Annotated in this window: 15 protein-coding genes; 2 read left to right on the forward strand and 13 right to left on the reverse strand. The window is 62.0% G+C overall.

The genetic code is table 11. The features are described 5' to 3' along the window. Window positions 1-7: 7 nt before the first annotated feature. The 11 genes from QN222_RS13185 to QN222_RS13235 all read right to left on the reverse strand — a co-directional run bounded on the left by QN222_RS13185 (window position 8) and on the right by QN222_RS13235 (window position 10,191). Window positions 8-961, reverse strand: a complete 954-nt coding sequence (locus QN222_RS13185; RefSeq protein ID WP_284005462.1) for a type II secretion system F family protein — start codon at window positions 959-961, stop codon at window positions 8-10. Continuing rightward, window positions 958-2,415 (reverse strand): CpaF family protein, encoded by a 1,458-nt coding sequence (locus QN222_RS13190; protein WP_283964835.1) that lies wholly within the window; start codon window positions 2,413-2,415, stop codon window positions 958-960. The genes QN222_RS13185 and QN222_RS13190 overlap by 4 nt, the downstream gene beginning before the upstream one ends. A gap of 20 nt (window positions 2,416-2,435) precedes the next feature. Next, window positions 2,436-2,975, reverse strand: a complete 540-nt coding sequence (locus QN222_RS13195) for a L,D-transpeptidase (protein WP_283964837.1) — start codon at window positions 2,973-2,975, stop codon at window positions 2,436-2,438. Between the two features lie 59 nt (window positions 2,976-3,034). After that, window positions 3,035-4,177 (reverse strand): pilus assembly protein, encoded by a 1,143-nt coding sequence (locus tag QN222_RS13200; RefSeq protein ID WP_283964834.1) that lies wholly within the window; start codon window positions 4,175-4,177, stop codon window positions 3,035-3,037. A gap of 27 nt (window positions 4,178-4,204) precedes the next feature. Then, window positions 4,205-4,825, reverse strand: a complete 621-nt coding sequence (locus QN222_RS13205) for a pilus assembly protein (RefSeq protein WP_283964833.1) — start codon at window positions 4,823-4,825, stop codon at window positions 4,205-4,207. After that, entirely contained in the window at window positions 4,819-5,319 is a 501-nt protein-coding gene (locus tag QN222_RS13210; RefSeq protein ID WP_180939202.1) for a TadE/TadG family type IV pilus assembly protein, read from the reverse strand. The genes QN222_RS13205 and QN222_RS13210 overlap by 7 nt, the downstream gene beginning before the upstream one ends. Next, complete coding sequence (locus tag QN222_RS13215; RefSeq protein ID WP_283964832.1) at window positions 5,316-6,923, reverse strand: Tad domain-containing protein; 1,608 nt, start codon at window positions 6,921-6,923, stop codon at window positions 5,316-5,318. Before QN222_RS13215 ends, QN222_RS13210 begins: the two co-directional genes overlap by 4 nt. A 96-nt stretch (window positions 6,924-7,019) precedes the next feature. After that, complete coding sequence (locus tag QN222_RS13220) at window positions 7,020-7,376, reverse strand: pilus assembly protein (RefSeq protein ID WP_283964831.1); 357 nt, start codon at window positions 7,374-7,376, stop codon at window positions 7,020-7,022. Continuing rightward, window positions 7,342-8,832 carry a type II and III secretion system protein family protein gene (locus tag QN222_RS13225; RefSeq protein ID WP_283964830.1) on the reverse strand — a complete coding sequence of 497 codons (1,491 nt, stop codon included), beginning with the start codon at window positions 8,830-8,832 and terminating at the stop codon, window positions 7,342-7,344. The genes QN222_RS13220 and QN222_RS13225 overlap by 35 nt, the downstream gene beginning before the upstream one ends. A 64-nt stretch (window positions 8,833-8,896) precedes the next feature. After that, a complete protein-coding gene (gene cpaB, locus QN222_RS13230) occupies window positions 8,897-9,895 on the reverse strand; it encodes a Flp pilus assembly protein CpaB (protein ID WP_283964829.1) in 999 nt (332 codons plus the stop codon). Window positions 9,896-9,987: 92 nt separating this feature from the next. Further along, window positions 9,988-10,191: a hypothetical protein gene (locus QN222_RS13235; RefSeq protein ID WP_283964836.1), complete on the reverse strand. Its 204-nt coding sequence runs from the start codon at window positions 10,189-10,191 to the stop codon at window positions 9,988-9,990. A 321-nt stretch (window positions 10,192-10,512) separates the two neighbouring features. On the opposite strand from QN222_RS13235, the gene QN222_RS13240 reads away from it, so the two are divergent. Continuing rightward, on the forward strand, window positions 10,513-11,031 hold the full coding sequence (locus QN222_RS13240) for a prepilin peptidase (protein ID WP_283964828.1): 519 nt from the start codon (window positions 10,513-10,515) through the stop codon (window positions 11,029-11,031). 30 nt (window positions 11,032-11,061) lie between these two features. Here QN222_RS13240 and QN222_RS13245 read toward each other — a convergent pair whose 3' ends face one another. Next, window positions 11,062-12,054, reverse strand: coding sequence for a phosphatase PAP2 family protein (locus QN222_RS13245; RefSeq protein ID WP_283964827.1), 993 nt, complete (start codon window positions 12,052-12,054; stop codon window positions 11,062-11,064). A 556-nt stretch (window positions 12,055-12,610) separates the two neighbouring features. On the opposite strand from QN222_RS13245, the gene QN222_RS13250 reads away from it, so the two are divergent. Then, window positions 12,611-15,172, forward strand: coding sequence for an FAD-dependent oxidoreductase (locus QN222_RS13250; RefSeq protein WP_283964826.1), 2,562 nt, complete (start codon window positions 12,611-12,613; stop codon window positions 15,170-15,172). Window positions 15,173-15,333: 161 nt separating this feature from the next. On the opposite strand, the gene QN222_RS13255 is transcribed toward QN222_RS13250, so the two are convergent. Next, window positions 15,334-15,492: a hypothetical protein gene (locus QN222_RS13255; RefSeq protein ID WP_283964825.1), complete on the reverse strand. Its 159-nt coding sequence runs from the start codon at window positions 15,490-15,492 to the stop codon at window positions 15,334-15,336. Window positions 15,493-15,572: the final 80 nt, after the last annotated feature.

Genomic DNA, 15,572 nt, shown 5'->3' on the forward strand with positions numbered 1-15,572 from the left:
CGCGGCCTCAGTACTCGAAGTTGACCATCTTGTAGAGAATGACATTACCGATCGCCATGATGACCAGCAGCACGGTGACGACGGTCGATCCGTGGCCGCTGTCCCAGACAGGATCGAAATAGGTCGGCGAGAGCCCCTTGATCATAGCGTAAAGCAGGAACGGATAGAGCGACATGAAGATCGCGGTGATGCGCCCTTCCGAAGAGATCGCCTTGACCTTGGCCTTCAGCATCGACCGATCGCGCAATGTCTTCGATAGGTTCTGCAGGATTTCGACGAGATTGCCGCCGGTCCCGGCCTGCACGCTGAGCGAGATCGCCAGCAGGTTCAGATCCTCTACACCCACGCGGTCGGATAGATTGACGAGCGCGTCGTCGAGCGTCACGCCGTAGGTCAGCTCGTCCGACAGAAGGCCAAACTCGCTGCCGACCGGATCGGGCATTTCGCGCGCGACGAGCGCGATCGCCGCCGGCAGCGGATGTCCGGCCGCAAGGCTCCGGTTGGCCACGTCGAGGGCCTCGGGAAGTTTCTCCGCAAATTTGCGCATGCGGCTCGCCCGTGCCCACGAGACGACAAGCACAGGTATAAGGAAGCAGACGGCGAGAAAGACGGGGACCCGGACCAGGTTGCTCGGCACGAGGAACTGAACGACCAGCCAGACGAGGAGTGCACCGGCGATGGTATAGAGCGCAAAACGCTTCGCATCGAACTTGATGCCGGATTGGGTGTAGACCTGCTTCAGCCGCTGCATCAGGGGAAGCGATCGCCAGTTCTCGCCGGCGCCGCGCTCCTTCAGCATGTCATGGTAGGCCTTGCCGTGATCCTCGCTCCCATCGAGCAGGCTAAGGCGACGGTTCACCGCCTTGTGGCGTTCGGACGTCCGGAAGTAGCCGCGCAGCAGGGCTTCGGCGGAGATCAGCGCCGCGATGAACACGGCGGCGTAAAGCAGGATGAGCGTCATGATTGGACGGGCCCCGTTTGCAATGGTCTGCCGGGCTCGAAGATCGCCGCAGGCACCGCGATCCCGACTTCGGCGAATTCCTCGATGAAGCGCGGGCGCAGGCCCGTCGCGCGGAATTCGCCCTGGATGCGGCCGTCCTCTCCCGTGCCCGTCTTCTTGAAGCGCATGATCTCCTGCATCTGGACGACCTCGCCCTCCATGCCGGTGATCTCGGAAACCGAGACGATCCTGCGGCTGCCGTCGCTCAAGCGCTGCACCTGAACGATGAGCGTGATGGCGGAGGCGATCTGCGAGCGGATGCTGAGCTGCGACATCGGCATGCCGGCCATGCCGACCATCTGTTCCAGTCGACCGACGGCATCGCGCGGCGTGTTGGCATGGATGGTCGTCATCGAGCCTTCGTGACCGGTGTTCATCGCCTGCAGCATGTCGAAGGCTTCCTCGCCGCGCACCTCGCCGACGATGATACGGTCGGGCCGCATGCGAAGCGCGTTTTTCAGGAGCTCGCGCTGACGAACCTCGTTGCGGCCGTCGAGCGTCGGCGGCCGGGTTTCCATCCGGCCGACATGCGGCTGCTGGAGCTGCAGTTCGGCCGCGTCCTCGATGGTGATCAGGCGCTCTGTCGGCGAAATCTGCGACGAAAGCGCATTGAGCAGCGTCGTCTTGCCCGAACCGGTGCCGCCCGAAATGATCATCGACACCTTGCCCTTGACTGCGGCGCTGAGGAGGATGCGCATGGCGTTCGCCATCGCGCCGTTTTCGACGAGGCGCTCGAGCGTCAGCGGCTTGCGGGTGAACTTGCGGATCGAAACAAGCGGGCCGTCGACGGAGATCGGACGGATCGCGACGTTGACGCGCGATCCGTCCTTGAGGCGGGCATCGACCATCGGCGTCGACTCATCGACGCGGCGGCCGACGGCCGAGACGATCTTGTTGATCACGCGGAGCAGGTGATCCTCGTCCTTGAAGCGGACGGCGGTGCTCTCGAGCCTGCCGCGCCGTTCGACATAGACGCTCTTGTGGCCGTTGATCAGGATGTCGGCGATGGTCTCGTCAGCGAGCAGCGGCTCGATTGGCCCGAGGCCGAGCATCTCGTCGGTGATGTCGCGGATCAGATCATTGATCTCCACGGCATTCAGCGGGAAATTGTTGCGCCGGATATAGTCCTTGACGAGCGGCCTGATCTCGGTCGCGATCTCTTCGTTGTCGAGCGTGTCGAGAATGCCGAGGTTGATCCGGTCCAAGAGATAGCGGTGCAGGTTGACCCGTTCGGCCACCATGTCCCGGCCGAGCGGGGTATCCTCTTCGACCACGGCAGGCGCAGCGGCGGCTTCGGCGACAGGGGCAGCCACGTTCGCGGCCGGGCCGGCGGGAAGGACATCGGCGCTTTTCGGCTGCTCGCGCTCGTCCGGCTGCTGATGCTTGTAGAAACGTCCCATGAACCCGGTTGCCATCAGCCTTTCACTCCGTTCGACTATTTCACGATCACCGTGGTTCCGACTTTCACCCGGTCGTAGAGATCGATGACGTCGGCATTGCTCATGCGGAAGCATCCGGAGGACGCAAAGTCGCCGACCGTCGACTGCTCGTTCGTCCCGTGAATGCGGTAGAGCGTGTCGGCCTTGCCCCGGTAGAGATAGATCCCGCGCGCGCCCATCGGATTGAACGGCCCGGCCGGCACCAGTTCGGGAAGCCCCGGCACGCGCGCCTTCATCTCGGCCGGCGGCCGCCAGTCGGGCCATTCGGCCTTTCGGCCGACCTTCACGACGCCGCTCCAGCGGAAGCCGTCGCGGCCGACGCCGATCCTGTAGCGGATCGCCCGGCTGCCGGAGACGATGAGATCGAGCGTCCGGTTGTCGCTGACGATGACGATCGTGCCGGCCGGGTATTTCTGCTCCGCGGTCACCACGACGCCCGTGGCCGGCCCCAGGCTTCGTGGCACCAGACCGGTCGCCAGAGCCGCGACCGGGGAAACCGCAAGAGCAAGCGCGGCGGCTACGAAGATCGCCCGCACGGGCGCTCCGGCCGTGCGCTGCGCCGGCATTTCTTCGCTGCTCACCCGCATGCATGCGATCATCGGACAAGCGCTCCGAGCTTGTTGACGGCCTTGCAGAAGCCGGAGCGCGCGTTCACCTCGAAGGGCAGCACGCCGCGGTTCAGTGCTTCGCTCAGCGTGTCCCAGTCATAGGCAACGATATGGGCGTGTGTGTCCTTGAAGACCTTGTCCACCTGCTGCCGGCGCACGCCAAGGCTGAAGAGCTTGGTGCGGTATTTGTTGATGACGACGAAGATCGAATCCGCATTGCCGCGCAGCCGTACAAGGTTGAGGAAGAGGTCCTTCGCCTGGTGGAGTGCCGGGATCGTCATTTCGGTCACGATGTAGACGCTGTTGACCGATGAAAGCACGTCGGTTTTCCACGGCGTCTCGTAATAGGGCATGTCGATGACCGTGTGATCGCTCTCGAAGGCCGCGACGTCCAGCATGCGCAGCACAAGTTCGGCGCCCTTGGCCGCGAGCAGCACCGACGGCTGCTTGAACGACAGCAGGGAAAAGCCGCCCGAGTGACGCTTGCGCACCAGGTCGATGAATTCGAGATCGACGCGCGACGGATTGGTGATGACGGGCTTCAGATCGTAGTCGCTGACAAGGTTGAGATAATAGCCGAGCGACCCGGAGGAAAAATCCATGTCGAACAGATCGACGCGCGGCGTGGCGTTTTTCGTGGGCTGCGCAAGCGCATGGGCAAGCGACGAAGAAATGACGCTGGCGCCGGCGCCGCCAACGGCGGAGACGACCGCGTGAACCCGGCTGTCGGAGGCCCCGCTCCCCGGTGCATGCGTCGAGATCATGTCGATCAGCGAGCGGCGCTCCAGCGGCTTCTTCAGCCAATCGTTGCCGTTCAACCGGAAGAGCAGCCGCAGCATTTCGTTCGGCAGATCTTCCGAGACGACGACGAGCGGAATGTCGCGATGGCGTCCGCGAAAGGCAAAAAGCTCCGGACGATTCAGCATTTCGCCGTTGTCGACATCGAGCACGATCAGATTGAACTGCGTCGGATCAAACCGCGCCGCCTCGCCAAGCGCCTTCAGCGCCATATGGCGTACCTCGTAACGAGACAACGAGCCGAACGTGTCGAGCATGAAGCTCGCAGCCGCCGCGTCGTCGGAGAGGACAAGGATCTTGGTGGATGCTGCGAAGTTCATATGAGCTGTCATCTCGCTTTCCCACGCACTATCAAGGGTTCAGCAGGTTGAGCACGTCTTCAGGTCTTCGGTGGTGATCGTCACCGGATGGGCGGGAATGGTAATTTCATCGAGCCCGAGCAGACCGCCGAGCATGGGGAGGTCAAACGTGATGTTGCGGACTTCCAGTCGCATGGTCAGCACCGGCCCCTCGGGCCGACCCCAATAGCCGAGGCCCGAGCGCTGATAGGTCACCACCAGATTTGCCGGCTGGATCCGCCAGTTGAGATCGCAGATACCGGGGCGCGGGTCGCCGACCGCGCAATTGCCGTCGCTCCCCGTGACGATCCGGGTCAATTCGGCGCTGCAGTTCGCAAGAGCTGGCCCGCAGGTGGAGGAGATCGCCGAATTGTTGGGTGTCGCCGTCCCGTTGTTCAACGGATTGTCCGCTTCCGCCGGGAAGACTTCGTCGAAGTCCGAAGTCAGTGGATCGGAAACCGCCGCGAGCCGAGCGCCATATTGCAGCGCCTTGACCGTCTGGTTCCACTGCGACATGGCGTAGCCGAACTCGACGAAGGCGGCGAATACCAGCAGCACGATTGGAAACGTGAGCAGGGCCTCGGAAAGTGCAATCCCGCTTTCGTCCTGCCTGAACGATGCGAACGGTCGCGATCTCACCATCCGATATACCTCTCTTCGTGCGAGGCGTTGATGGTGATGGCGTCGATGCCGAGCCAGCCGAACAGGGGCGAGGCTTCGTATTGATGCGTCGTGGAAATGGTGAAGTTACCGTCCGCATCGACGGCGACATTGCCCTTGGCGTTAACGGCCACGACAATATCGGCAAGATTCGGCCCCCAGCCGGGAACGCGCAACTTCGCATTCGCTGCCGGGCTTTGCGTCCCATAAAACGCGATCAGCTTCGCTGTGCTTGCACTGCAGTTCGAAACGAAGGTTTCTGTCTGCCGGCAACGCGACATATAGCGGGCGGCATCACGCAGGCCGGCGTCGATCTGCATCCGCTCCCAAAAGATATTGCCGAATTCCAGGATGCCCGCGGCAAAGAGCGTGACGAACGGCACCGCCACCAGCGCCTCGGCAAGCACCGCGCCCTCCTCCCTCGCGAGGAAGCTCGGACAGAACCGAAGGCGGATGAAGTTTCGGAGCGCCGTCATCTGACCAGCTCCGCTTCTTCCCGGAGGAATTCGTCGAGTGTGCCGCGTCCGCCCTTTCCGGTAATGTCGATCATTTCCAGCGAAAGGTAGCGCTCGTCGCTCTGCTTTATCGCCGGCTTGGTCAGGAACATGCGGGCGAAGGCCACGGCGCGGGTGGCTTTGTGACCGTTCAGGTGACCGACGGACGCTTCATAACCGCAATTGACGATGGCCGAAAAAATCTCTCGGCGGTCACCGTATTCCGGGTCCGTGTAGTCCGACAGGTCGGGACCGGAATAACACTGGTTGCTTATTGTGGGGGTGCCGGTCTCGCCGTTCGCGGAAGCGTGGCTTATGAGCGCCGGGTTGGCGAGTTCGTAACGATAGACGTCGTAGGCGGAAGGCTGGGTCGGCCCGGCGCCGCCCGCCGGATAGCTTGAATGGTTGCTGAGGATCGTGCTCACCGAGGGCGCGGCGGTCCCCTGCGCCACGTTCCAGTATGTGCCGTACTGCCAGTTGTTACCGGTGCTAACCTTGCCGCCGCCGAGGGCGGTCATCGTAGCGCCATAGCCTAGCGGCAGGGCTTTGCTGGGGTCGCCGACAACGTCACCGACCATCACCGGCGAATAGCTGTCGCAGGCCTTGCTTCCGTTGCCGTTGCCCGATTGTGCCTGAGCCGATCGCACGTTCTGGGCGGGGCGATAGCGGGGGTCGCCATTCACTTTATTGAACGACGATGAGTAAAAGCCGAAGCGCGTATTGACGCCGTCTTCGACGGGGCCTGCCTTCGCACCCGTTTCGGTGTCCAGATTGTCCTGCGTGTAGCAGGTGCCCGGGTTTCCGGTGGCAAGGGCTTCCGCGAGCTCCGACGCCCCGTTGCCCAAGGGCGTCCTGAGGAAGCCGAAATTGCCCGGCCCCGGATTGGACGAGGAAGTGCTGTGAAGCTCGATCTGCCGCCCGTAGAGATTGCCGGCCGCGAAATTGTCGTGCAGCGCTTCCGCGGCCTCCTCGGATAAGGTTTCGCTGGTGTTGCCCGCAGGCTCGTACGGATTGCAGATGAAGATCGGCGTCACGTCGCAGGCGCTTGCCCGGTAGACGGCCACCGCTTCGGCGGAAACGTTGATCGTGTCGCGGTTGAACCCCACGGGAAGCGGGAAGATTGTGGTCATCGCCTGATCCTTGGCGACGACGCGGGCATAGGACGCCTCGCTCGCTGTCGTTGCCACCATGGCTCCAGTGATCGGATCGTCGTCGCTCGCGGGAATTTCCTTTAGATAGGTAACGGTGACCGTGCTTGCGGCATCATCACCCGCATCGTAGGCGACAGTTATGTAGGAGCCGAGCGACATGCCCGCGCCGCCACCGCCGAAGGCGGCGCTGTTGGCGAGCGTCTCGATCGCGGCGTCCGCTCGGTCGATCGCATCGTCGCGCCCGTCGAGTTCGCGGGCGCCAGCGAGCGCCATGGCGTCGACGGCGTTCTGGAGATCAGTGTGGAGATTGCCGGTGCGCCCGACATCGATGATGAGCAGGGAGAAGCCGAGGAGCAGCGGCATGGAAATCAGCGTCAAGGCGATGACGTAGCCACGACGGTCGTCCCAGAAGCTTTTGATAGCCTTACGCAACATTGGCATGCCCCTCGGATCGCGGCGGTTCGTCCGCCGTGCTGTTCTGTTACATTCCCTTTCGGCGCCCCCGCCGTTCACTCTGTCTTGCGACCACCGTCAGTATCCCCCGCCGTTGCCGCCGTTGTTGCCGCCACCTGCTCCGGGAGGCATCGTGGCCCCCGGCAGGATCACAGCCGTGGGCGTCGGCGCGGCACCGTTCTGCCCCGCGCCCTGATAGTTGCGGATGACCCGGTTGATCACCTTGCCGTCGCTCGGAATGCGAGTGTTATACGCTACCCTCGGGAAGGGATCCTGCGTGTGGATGCCCTTGTTGGCCTCCACCGCGTTTCCAAGCCCGAAGGTGATCGAATCCCTGTGGTTCAGGTAATCGGCGCAGCCGGAAAGGAGGCTCGCGGCGGCCATGACCAGCAGTGCGCTTTTATCTTTTCGCAATGGCAAGTTGGCCTCCCACATCCAGATCGAGACGGTGGCCGTAGGGCCCCTTCACGCCTTCGCCATTGCGAAAGCGGCGCAGCATGTCCTTGTCGACCTCCAGTATGCCGAGGGCAAAAAGCTCCCAGTCGTTCGACGAGCGCGTTTGGTCGAGCGGGCTGAAGAGGTCCTCGCCGGGTGCGGACGGCCGCACGATGTGCGGCGTTACGATGATGACGAGATCGGACTCCCGCTTCAGGAAGCTCGTCGAGCGGAACAGCGCGCCGATTACGGGAACCTGCGACACCCACGGCAATTGTTGAACGTCCTTGGCATTGACCGCCTGCAGCAACCCGGCCATCGCGAAGCTCTGGCCGTCGCGCAGCGCCACCGTGGTCTTTGCCGCGCGGGAGATGAAGCCGGGATTGCCGTTGACGTTGATCGACGTATCGAGCTCCGAGACTTCCGGCTCGATCTTGAGACTGATGAGCCCGCTGTCGAGCACCACCGGCGTGAAGGTGAGCCTGACGCCGAAGGGCCGATAATCGGTTTCGGTCGCGACCGTCGCGCCGTTGGCCACCGTCGTCTGGATCGGCACCTCACCGCCGGCGTGGAAGCTCGCGGTCTCGCCGCTCATGGCGATCAGGTTCGGTTGCGCCAGCCGGCGCACCAGTCCCTTCTGCTCCAGCGCATTGATGACGACGTCGATCCGACCGCCGGCAATCTCCAGCACCTTGGCGATCAGCTGCCCGAACGGCTGCATGCCGGTCGCCGCGCCCGCGGCGTCTTCGAGTGTGCGGACAAGGTTTCCGTCGTCATCGACGCTGATACCCTGGCTGGTCGTGGCCTTGCCGATGCCGTTCCTGCCCTGCCCGGACCAGCCGATACCGAGGTCGCGGCCGGTCTGGCGCGAGGCCTCGATCACCCGGACCTCGAGCATGACCTGCTGGGAATCGGCGACGCGCAACTGGTTCAGCACCGGCTGTTCGGAATAGGACTGGGCGATCTCCAGCACGCGCTGCAGCTCTACGGCATCGCGCACGGTGCCGGTCAGGCGGATGCGGTCGTTGGAATTGAACACCCGGACCTGTGACGAGGGCGCCGCGGAACGAATGGCCGCCGCCGCTTCGCTGAAATCGCTGGCGACGCGGATATCGATGACGCCGAGAAGGTTCTTGTCGTCGTCATAGACCGAGATATTGGTGGCGCCGATCTGCTTGCCGCGGATGAAGAGCGACCGGTCGGAGAGCGGCACGACGTCGATGAGAGCGGCGCTGCCGATGACCAGATCGCCGAACGGCTTGGCGGTTCTGATCGTCATCGTGTCGTTCGGCGGCAGCGTCACCTGCTGCACGGATCCGCCGAGGTTGATGAACTTTTCCTGGGCATCCGCCTGCCCGGCTGATCCGGGTCCCAGGAGGCCAAAGGCCGAAATTGCCGCGACCACTGCCGCGAGGGACCTGGCTCTCGCCGCCCCCTTCATGCTTCCCCTCAACATTCCTGCCTCAGCCCCTCTCCTCGCAGTCCGGCCCGCCGCCCCTAGCGGCTGGCCGCATTTGATATCACTGGATCAGGCCCACCCGGTGCTCCTCACGTTTGGTCGTGTTCCAGACGCCCACGGTCGCCCACTTCGGCTCCACCGGCAAGACGGGCTCGACCTTGCGCTCGACGATTTGCACCTGTTTCTCGCGAACAGGCTGCTTCATCTTGCCTTCGACAGAGTCGATCCGGCTCCCCAACTCGTCGCCGACCTTGCGGACAAGCTTTTCGATCGTCTCGAATCGCCCGTCGTCAGTATTGTTGGCGAGTTCGGTCGAAATCAAGCCGCCGCCGAGATCGGCAATGGTGATCGGACGGGTCTGTTCGACATTGGAGGAAGCGATATTGCGCAGCGCGAGCGACAGCGTGCCGATCGTGGCGCCGAGCGTCAGGCGCTGCGCTTCGTCGGTCGTGACCTCGAAGGTGACGGTCTTGACGACGGAGGGTTCGTCCTTGCGCTCGTCCGCCGTCTGGTCCACCGCCAGCACCTTTACCCCCTGAAGCAGCACATCGACATAGGTCTGCTCACTGTTGTTCTGCTGACGAACGACTCGGGTCAGAAGCACGTCGACGCGATCGGAGGGCCGCACGAAACCGGCTACGCCGAGCACGTCGTTGACGCGGATGGAAACTGCTTTCATGCCCTGGTCGAGCGCCGCCGACAGAGTCGCTCGTTCACCGGCGCCGGTGATCTTCGAGGCAAGCACGGGTTCGCCGGGATCGATCGCCTCCATGGCATAACGCGGCTGGCTATCGTCTCCGACGACCGTCTCGATCGTCTGGAACGAACCTTCCGGCTGTTCTTCAGACGGCCAGGGAATGACTTTCAGATTTTCAGACCGCACCCGGTCACCGAAGCGCATCGGCTTCGCAGCAACGACAAGTGTCTTTTCATCCGATTTTTTTTTACCGGCCGCTACGAGCCGTGCCTGTTGGTCGGCGAGATAGGTGCGGGTGGCGAAGACCGCGACGGCCGCAAGAACAAATGCAATAACAAGACTGATAATCGTCGAAGAACGCATCGCCGATACTCGCTACACTGGACAGAGCATTTCCATCCGCAAAACCTAAATTAGAGGAGAGGAGTTAATAAACCCCTCTCCTCCCTTATTAACTAGATCGTCGTCGGCGCTTCTTTACCGAGCAAGGTGAAGAAAGCGCCCCAGTCATTCCAAGCGGTGGCAAGTTTACCGCTGGTCGTCTGAACTGCCACAAGCACGCCGCCAACGAGCAGGCCAAGAAGGATCAAATATTCTGACAGCGCAATGCCATCTTCTTCCCGCGCGAAAGCGGATACTGTAGACACCAAAGCTTTCATCGAGAAATTACCTCCAAAATATTTGGCGTACCGCATTTCCCCCGGCCCGCCGGTCATCGAGACCACCTCTCCGACTATCATGATTAATAATCCCTTAATTATTATATCGTCAACTACTGAAATGTAGCCTGTTCCGACATCTATATTTTATGGTTAAAATCGAGACCGGACTCATGATTGAATATTTCGCAGCTCGTCTGCCGCAATGCGACACACGGAAATATTTCTTGATATTTTTCTAATCCGAAAGACTTAGCAAAACTGCGAGTCAATCGCTTTTATTGGTGACATCACGCAAAAAACGAAGGAGAAAAGCGAAACATGATACAAACAGTCAACATTTTTACTGTTCTATCAGTATTACTTTTCCTCCATGCCGCCTGGAGCGACTTCCGCAGTTGGAAGATCCCGAATGCCGCCGTTCTCGCTCTGGTCGGCCTTTATGCCGTCAATGCCGCAGTGGCGCTACTGACGACCGACGATATCGGCGCCGCGCTCTTTTCCTTCAACGGGATCGGCGGCGATGTCGGAGCCGGCCTCCTGCTCTTTGCACTGGGTTTTGCTCTCTGGCTCTTCCGCCTCTTCGGCGCCGGCGACGCCAAGCTCTTCCTGCCGATCGGGCTCTTCATCGGCTGGCACGCCATGCTGCCCTTCGCCGTCTACCTTTTGATCGTCGGCGTTTTCACAGTGCTGGTGCTGAGATTGCCGATGCCGCTGCAACTGGCGCACCTGTCCTTTTTCATGCGCATTGAGGAAATCCGCGCAACACGCAAGATCCCCTACGGCGTGATCATGGTCTTCGCAGCGCTCGCCGCGATAGCGCTTCGCCCCGCCGCATGAGAGCGCTCCGCGCCCGCCCGCGTCCCTTAACTAGCTTCCTGTAGCGGCGGTGTTGGCGACGCGACCTGCAACGTGCCAAATCGCGAACATTGCAACAGCGGACACAAAGCCATCGACCGCATAGTGCCAGCCGAAATAGACAGATCCGAACATGATGCAGGCGGCGTACGCCCATCCAAGCGCGCCAGCCCATCTATTGAGAGACGAGAGAAACAGGGCATTCAGCACGGCCATCGCGACGTGCATGCTCGGCATCGCCGAGATGCCGGAACCGAACACGGCGTCATCGCTCAGGTATGCCGAGTGAAGGTAGTTGGCGGCATCGAGCATTTTTCGACCCGCGATTTCGGATGACAGCGCGATGATGAGATCGGCGAAACGGTCGCCTCCGAACATCCTGTCGTAGAAGATCGGGCCAGCCGACGCTCCTGCCACACGCAGAACGGTTCCGAGCAGGATGGCTGAGATCGTGAACGCCACAAGATACCGCCGCCGCAAATCGGCATCAGTGAGGAAGAGCGCCAGCAGGAAGGTGCCGAAGAGCTGCGCAAACCAGACGTTGCCGTACAGGAAATAGAGCGGTGGACCGATCGCGGGGCTGCTGATCTGATGCAGCAGGCGCCACGGTTGGTTGCCGAACAGCAAGTCGTCGAGATCGGCAAGCGGCCTGTCGGCGAAGAAAGGCACCGCAGCGGGGATGTGGTGCTTGAAGGTTGAGAACGCGGTGACCGAGAAGCAGAAGATGACGGTCGTCACGACCGCCCCTCGCCATCGTTCACGCAGGGACTGTTTCAGGAACTGGATTGGAGCGCCTGGGGCAACGATCATCGATCCCGTGATCAGCACGAAAAAAAGCAGTCCTGGCAGCGCGATGAAATGCGTCACCGCGTACTGCTTCAGAAGCGGAAGGTACGCTTCCCAGGAGAAGATCATCGCAGCCGTGGTGTAGACGAGGGCAACGAACGCAAGCTTGCCCTCGATCTCGATCGGCGCCCGGCGGGACGCAGCGTAGACATCCGACATCTTCAATCCCCCTCAGCCCTGCCGGCACTCTGCCACGGTTGCCAAGGATATCAAGCGCAACCTAAAGAGATACTAATTTAGGATGAGCCCATGCAATTTGCGAACTGAAGCGCTTCGCGCCGGCCACGAATCATACGATCTTGTCTGGCCCGATGCTGGCCTGGCCACAAGCCGAAGCCACGGGGATCACGACGCCGCTTTAGGATCTGCCATTTCCTGACGCAGTGCTCAACAGCAAGGGTTTTGCCGATATCAAGGGAACGTTTAACTAGATGCGCCGCACTGTAGTACTGTCGCCCCAAAAGCAGGTTAGAGATGTCGCGTTTGATGGCGCAGGCGAACCTTGCCGGATTTCCCGTAGCGATGCAGCCTTCCCCCGCTCTCGCCGGTGTTTTCCTCGCGACATCAGTGGCATGCTCACGCCGATCTTCATGCTGCGCCGATTCGTGGCCCGCATCACTCTAGTCGTGCAGCACGATGATTATGTCGTAGACAGGCTCAAACGGCGTCGCAGCACGCTCTAATATCCGGCCAAACACCAACTAGGGTCGCACTCATGGCAGAGTTTCCGCAAAAGGCGAAGGTCGTAATCATTGGACTCGGGGGTATCGTTGGCGCGTCGATCGCGCATCACCTGATCGAGCGTGGATGGGACGATATCGTCGGCATCGACAAATCCGGCATCCCGACCGACATCGGCTCGACCGCGCATGCCTCCGACTTCTGCTACGCGACCAGCCACGACTTCCTGTCCTGCTGGACGACGCTCTACTCCATCGATTTCTATGAGAAGATGGGTCATTACGCCCGCGTCGGCGGCCTTGAAGTTGCCCGCGTCGGCGACGACGGCCGCATGGATGAGATCAAGCGCAAGGTCGCCTCCGGCAAGGCATTCGGCACACGCGCGCGCCTCATCGAACCGGCCGAGATCAAGGAGAAGTTTCCGCTGATCGAGGAAGGCATGGTGCAGGGCGGGCTCTGGGATCCGGACGCCGGCCTCGTCATCCCGCGCTCGCAGACCGTTGCCGGCAAGCTGGTCGACCAGGCCGTCACCGCTGGCAAGCTCCAGGCCTTTGCCAACACGCCGGCCCAGTCCCTCATCGTCAAGGACGGCCGCATCAAGGGCGTGGTCACGCACCGCGGCACGATCGAGGCCGATTACGTCATCGTCTGCGCCGGGCTGTGGGGCCGGCTGATCGCGGAAATGGTGGGCGAAGACCTGCCTGTCATGCCGGTCGACCATCCGCTCACCTTCTTCGGCCCCTACAACGAATTCGAAGGAACCGGCAAGGAGATCGGCTGGCCGCTTCTGCGCGACCAGGGCAACTCAGCCTATATGCGCGACACCGGCGATCCCAAGACCGCCGAGGGCGGCCAGATCGAATGGGGCTATTACGAAGAGACGAACCCGCGGCTCTGCCATCCGCGCGAGCTTCTCGAAAAGCACGAAGCCCGTCTTTCGCCCTCGCAGCGCGACCTGGAAATGGAACAGATCCTGGAGCCCCTGGAGCGGGCGATGGAACTGACGCCGATCCTCGGCGAGCTCGGCTATAATGAAAGCCACTCCTTCAACGGCCTGCTGCAGGTGACGACCGATGGCGGGCCTTCCGTCGGCGAAAGCCAGAAGGTCAGGGGCCTGTGGTACTGCGTCGCCATCTGGGTGAAGGACGGTCCCGGCTTCGGCAAGCTCGTCGCCGACTGGATGACCGACGGTCGCACCTCGATCGACCACAACAAGATCGATTACTCGCGCTTCTACCCGCACATGCTCCAGGAGAAGTTCATCGAGGGCCGCTGCGGCGAGGCCGCGCGAAAAATCTACAATCCGGCCGTCCATCCGCGCGAGCCCTATGACACCGGCCGCGACGTGCGCCGCTCGCCCTTCTGGGAGCGCGAGAAGGAGCTCGGCGGTTACTTCATGGAGCTCGGCGGCTGGGAGCGCGCCCACGGCTACGCCGCCAACGAGCACCTGCTCGAGAAATACGGCGACCGCGTCCCGGTGCGTGAAAACGAGTGGGACAACCGCCATTTCTGGCGCGTGTCGAATGCCGAGCATCTCGCCATGAGCGAGGACTGCGGCATCGTCAACCTCTCGCATTTCTACATGTTCGACGTCGAGGGCCCGGATCATGTCGAACTGATGGAATGGCTTTGCGCGGCCAAGATCGGCGGCGACGCCAATATCGGCAAGGGCATCTACACCCACTTCCTCGATGACGAGGGCATGGTGCGCGCCGACTTGACCGTCATCCGTATGGCGGACCGCTGCCGCGTGATCGACGGTGCCGACGCCGGCCCGCGCGACTTCCATTACGCGCGCCGGGTTGCCGAGGAGAAGGGCTTCAACGTGACGGTCACCGACGTCACCGAGAAATACGTGACGATCGGCCTTTGGGGACCGAACGCACGCACGACCCTGCAGAAGGTCGTCGAGAACCCCGAGGGCCTGACGCCCGAGAACTTCCCCTTCGCCGCGATCAAGCCGATCCGGGTCGCCGGCAAGGACGTGACCGCATTCCGCATCTCCTATGTCGGCGAACAGGGCTGGGAACTGCACATGGCCTATGGCGATGCGCTCGTCGTCTGGGATGCACTCCGGGCAACCGGCGTAATGGCATTCGGCGTCGAGACCTATGCCAACAGCCGCCGCATGGAGAAGAGCCTGCGGCTGCAGAACGCCGATCTCCTCACCGAATACAACCTGCTCGAAGCCGATCTCGCCCGCCCGAAGGTCAAGGAGGCCGATTTCCGCGGCAAGGCCAAACATCTCGAACATCGCGCCCGCGCGCATCAGCCGGCGATGCTCTGCACGCTGGTTATGACGGACAATGTCGATTCCAAAGGCGTCGCCCGCTATCCGGTCGGCATCCTGCCGGTCATGGATCCGGAGACCGGCGAGACGCTCGTCGACGAACTCGGCCGCCGCTCGTTCACGAGCTCGATCGCCTACGGTCCGACGATCGGCAAGAACATCGCGCTGGCGTATCTTCCCTGGTCCCATTGCCAGGTGGGTCGCAAGCTCAAGGTAGAATATTTCGGCGAGACCTATCCCGTCGAAGTCGGGGGCGTCGGCTACAAGCCGCTCTACGACCCGGAGAACCTCAAGCCCCGCACCTGAGGCCCTGCGTTTTACGGCGTCGGACGGACGTCGACGCAATAACGACAAGCGAGCCTGCTCAATGCCGAGCAGGCTCGCTTTTTTGGCGGCAGCAATTCAAAGGGGCTGCAGCGTCCCTGCACGTTTGATAGGACGCGCGGCGCTGGAGGCAATTTCGGTGATTACCTCTCGGCTTTGGCTGAGGCCTTCGCCGCTTCGGCTTCGCCAATTGCCGTGGCGCATTCCTCGCAGCAGACTTCGACGGTCTTGCCGCCCAGCTTGACCTTGATGCTCTGCTGATCAAGCTCGCAATCGCAGGCTGCACAGGTTTTCGGGGTCATGTGTTCGCTCTCCTCTTTCGTCGTTGCTTCGACGCCGGCAAGAAGACCATGCCTGCTTCCATCGCGCTGTCAGATTTTTT

This window comes from Sinorhizobium sp. 6-70, from assembly GCF_030124375.1.
Taxonomy (GTDB): domain Bacteria; phylum Pseudomonadota; class Alphaproteobacteria; order Rhizobiales; family Rhizobiaceae; genus Sinorhizobium.

Coding starts and splice junctions, on each gene's coding strand:
- QN222_RS13220 (WP_283964831.1), bottom strand. CDS start 7,376: ATGTGGGAGGCCAACTTGCCATTGCGAAAAGATAAAAGCGCACTGCTG.
- QN222_RS13235 (WP_283964836.1), bottom strand. CDS start 10,191: ATGAAAGCTTTGGTGTCTACAGTATCCGCTTTCGCGCGGGAAGAAGAT.
- QN222_RS13240 (WP_283964828.1), top strand. CDS start 10,513: ATGATACAAACAGTCAACATTTTTACTGTTCTATCAGTATTACTTTTC.
- QN222_RS13185 (WP_284005462.1), bottom strand. CDS start 961: ATGACGCTCATCCTGCTTTACGCCGCCGTGTTCATCGCGGCGCTGATC.
- QN222_RS13200 (WP_283964834.1), bottom strand. CDS start 4,177: ATGACAGCTCATATGAACTTCGCAGCATCCACCAAGATCCTTGTCCTC.
- QN222_RS13225 (WP_283964830.1), bottom strand. CDS start 8,832: ATGTTGAGGGGAAGCATGAAGGGGGCGGCGAGAGCCAGGTCCCTCGCG.
- QN222_RS13205 (WP_283964833.1), bottom strand. CDS start 4,825: ATGGTGAGATCGCGACCGTTCGCATCGTTCAGGCAGGACGAAAGCGGG.
- QN222_RS13210 (WP_180939202.1), bottom strand. CDS start 5,319: ATGACGGCGCTCCGAAACTTCATCCGCCTTCGGTTCTGTCCGAGCTTC.
- QN222_RS13190 (WP_283964835.1), bottom strand. CDS start 2,415: ATGGCAACCGGGTTCATGGGACGTTTCTACAAGCATCAGCAGCCGGAC.
- QN222_RS13255 (WP_283964825.1), bottom strand. CDS start 15,492: ATGACCCCGAAAACCTGTGCAGCCTGCGATTGCGAGCTTGATCAGCAG.
- QN222_RS13215 (WP_283964832.1), bottom strand. CDS start 6,923: ATGTTGCGTAAGGCTATCAAAAGCTTCTGGGACGACCGTCGTGGCTAC.
- QN222_RS13245 (WP_283964827.1), bottom strand. CDS start 12,054: ATGTCGGATGTCTACGCTGCGTCCCGCCGGGCGCCGATCGAGATCGAG.
- QN222_RS13250 (WP_283964826.1), top strand. CDS start 12,611: ATGGCAGAGTTTCCGCAAAAGGCGAAGGTCGTAATCATTGGACTCGGG.
- cpaB (WP_283964829.1), bottom strand. CDS start 9,895: ATGCGTTCTTCGACGATTATCAGTCTTGTTATTGCATTTGTTCTTGCG.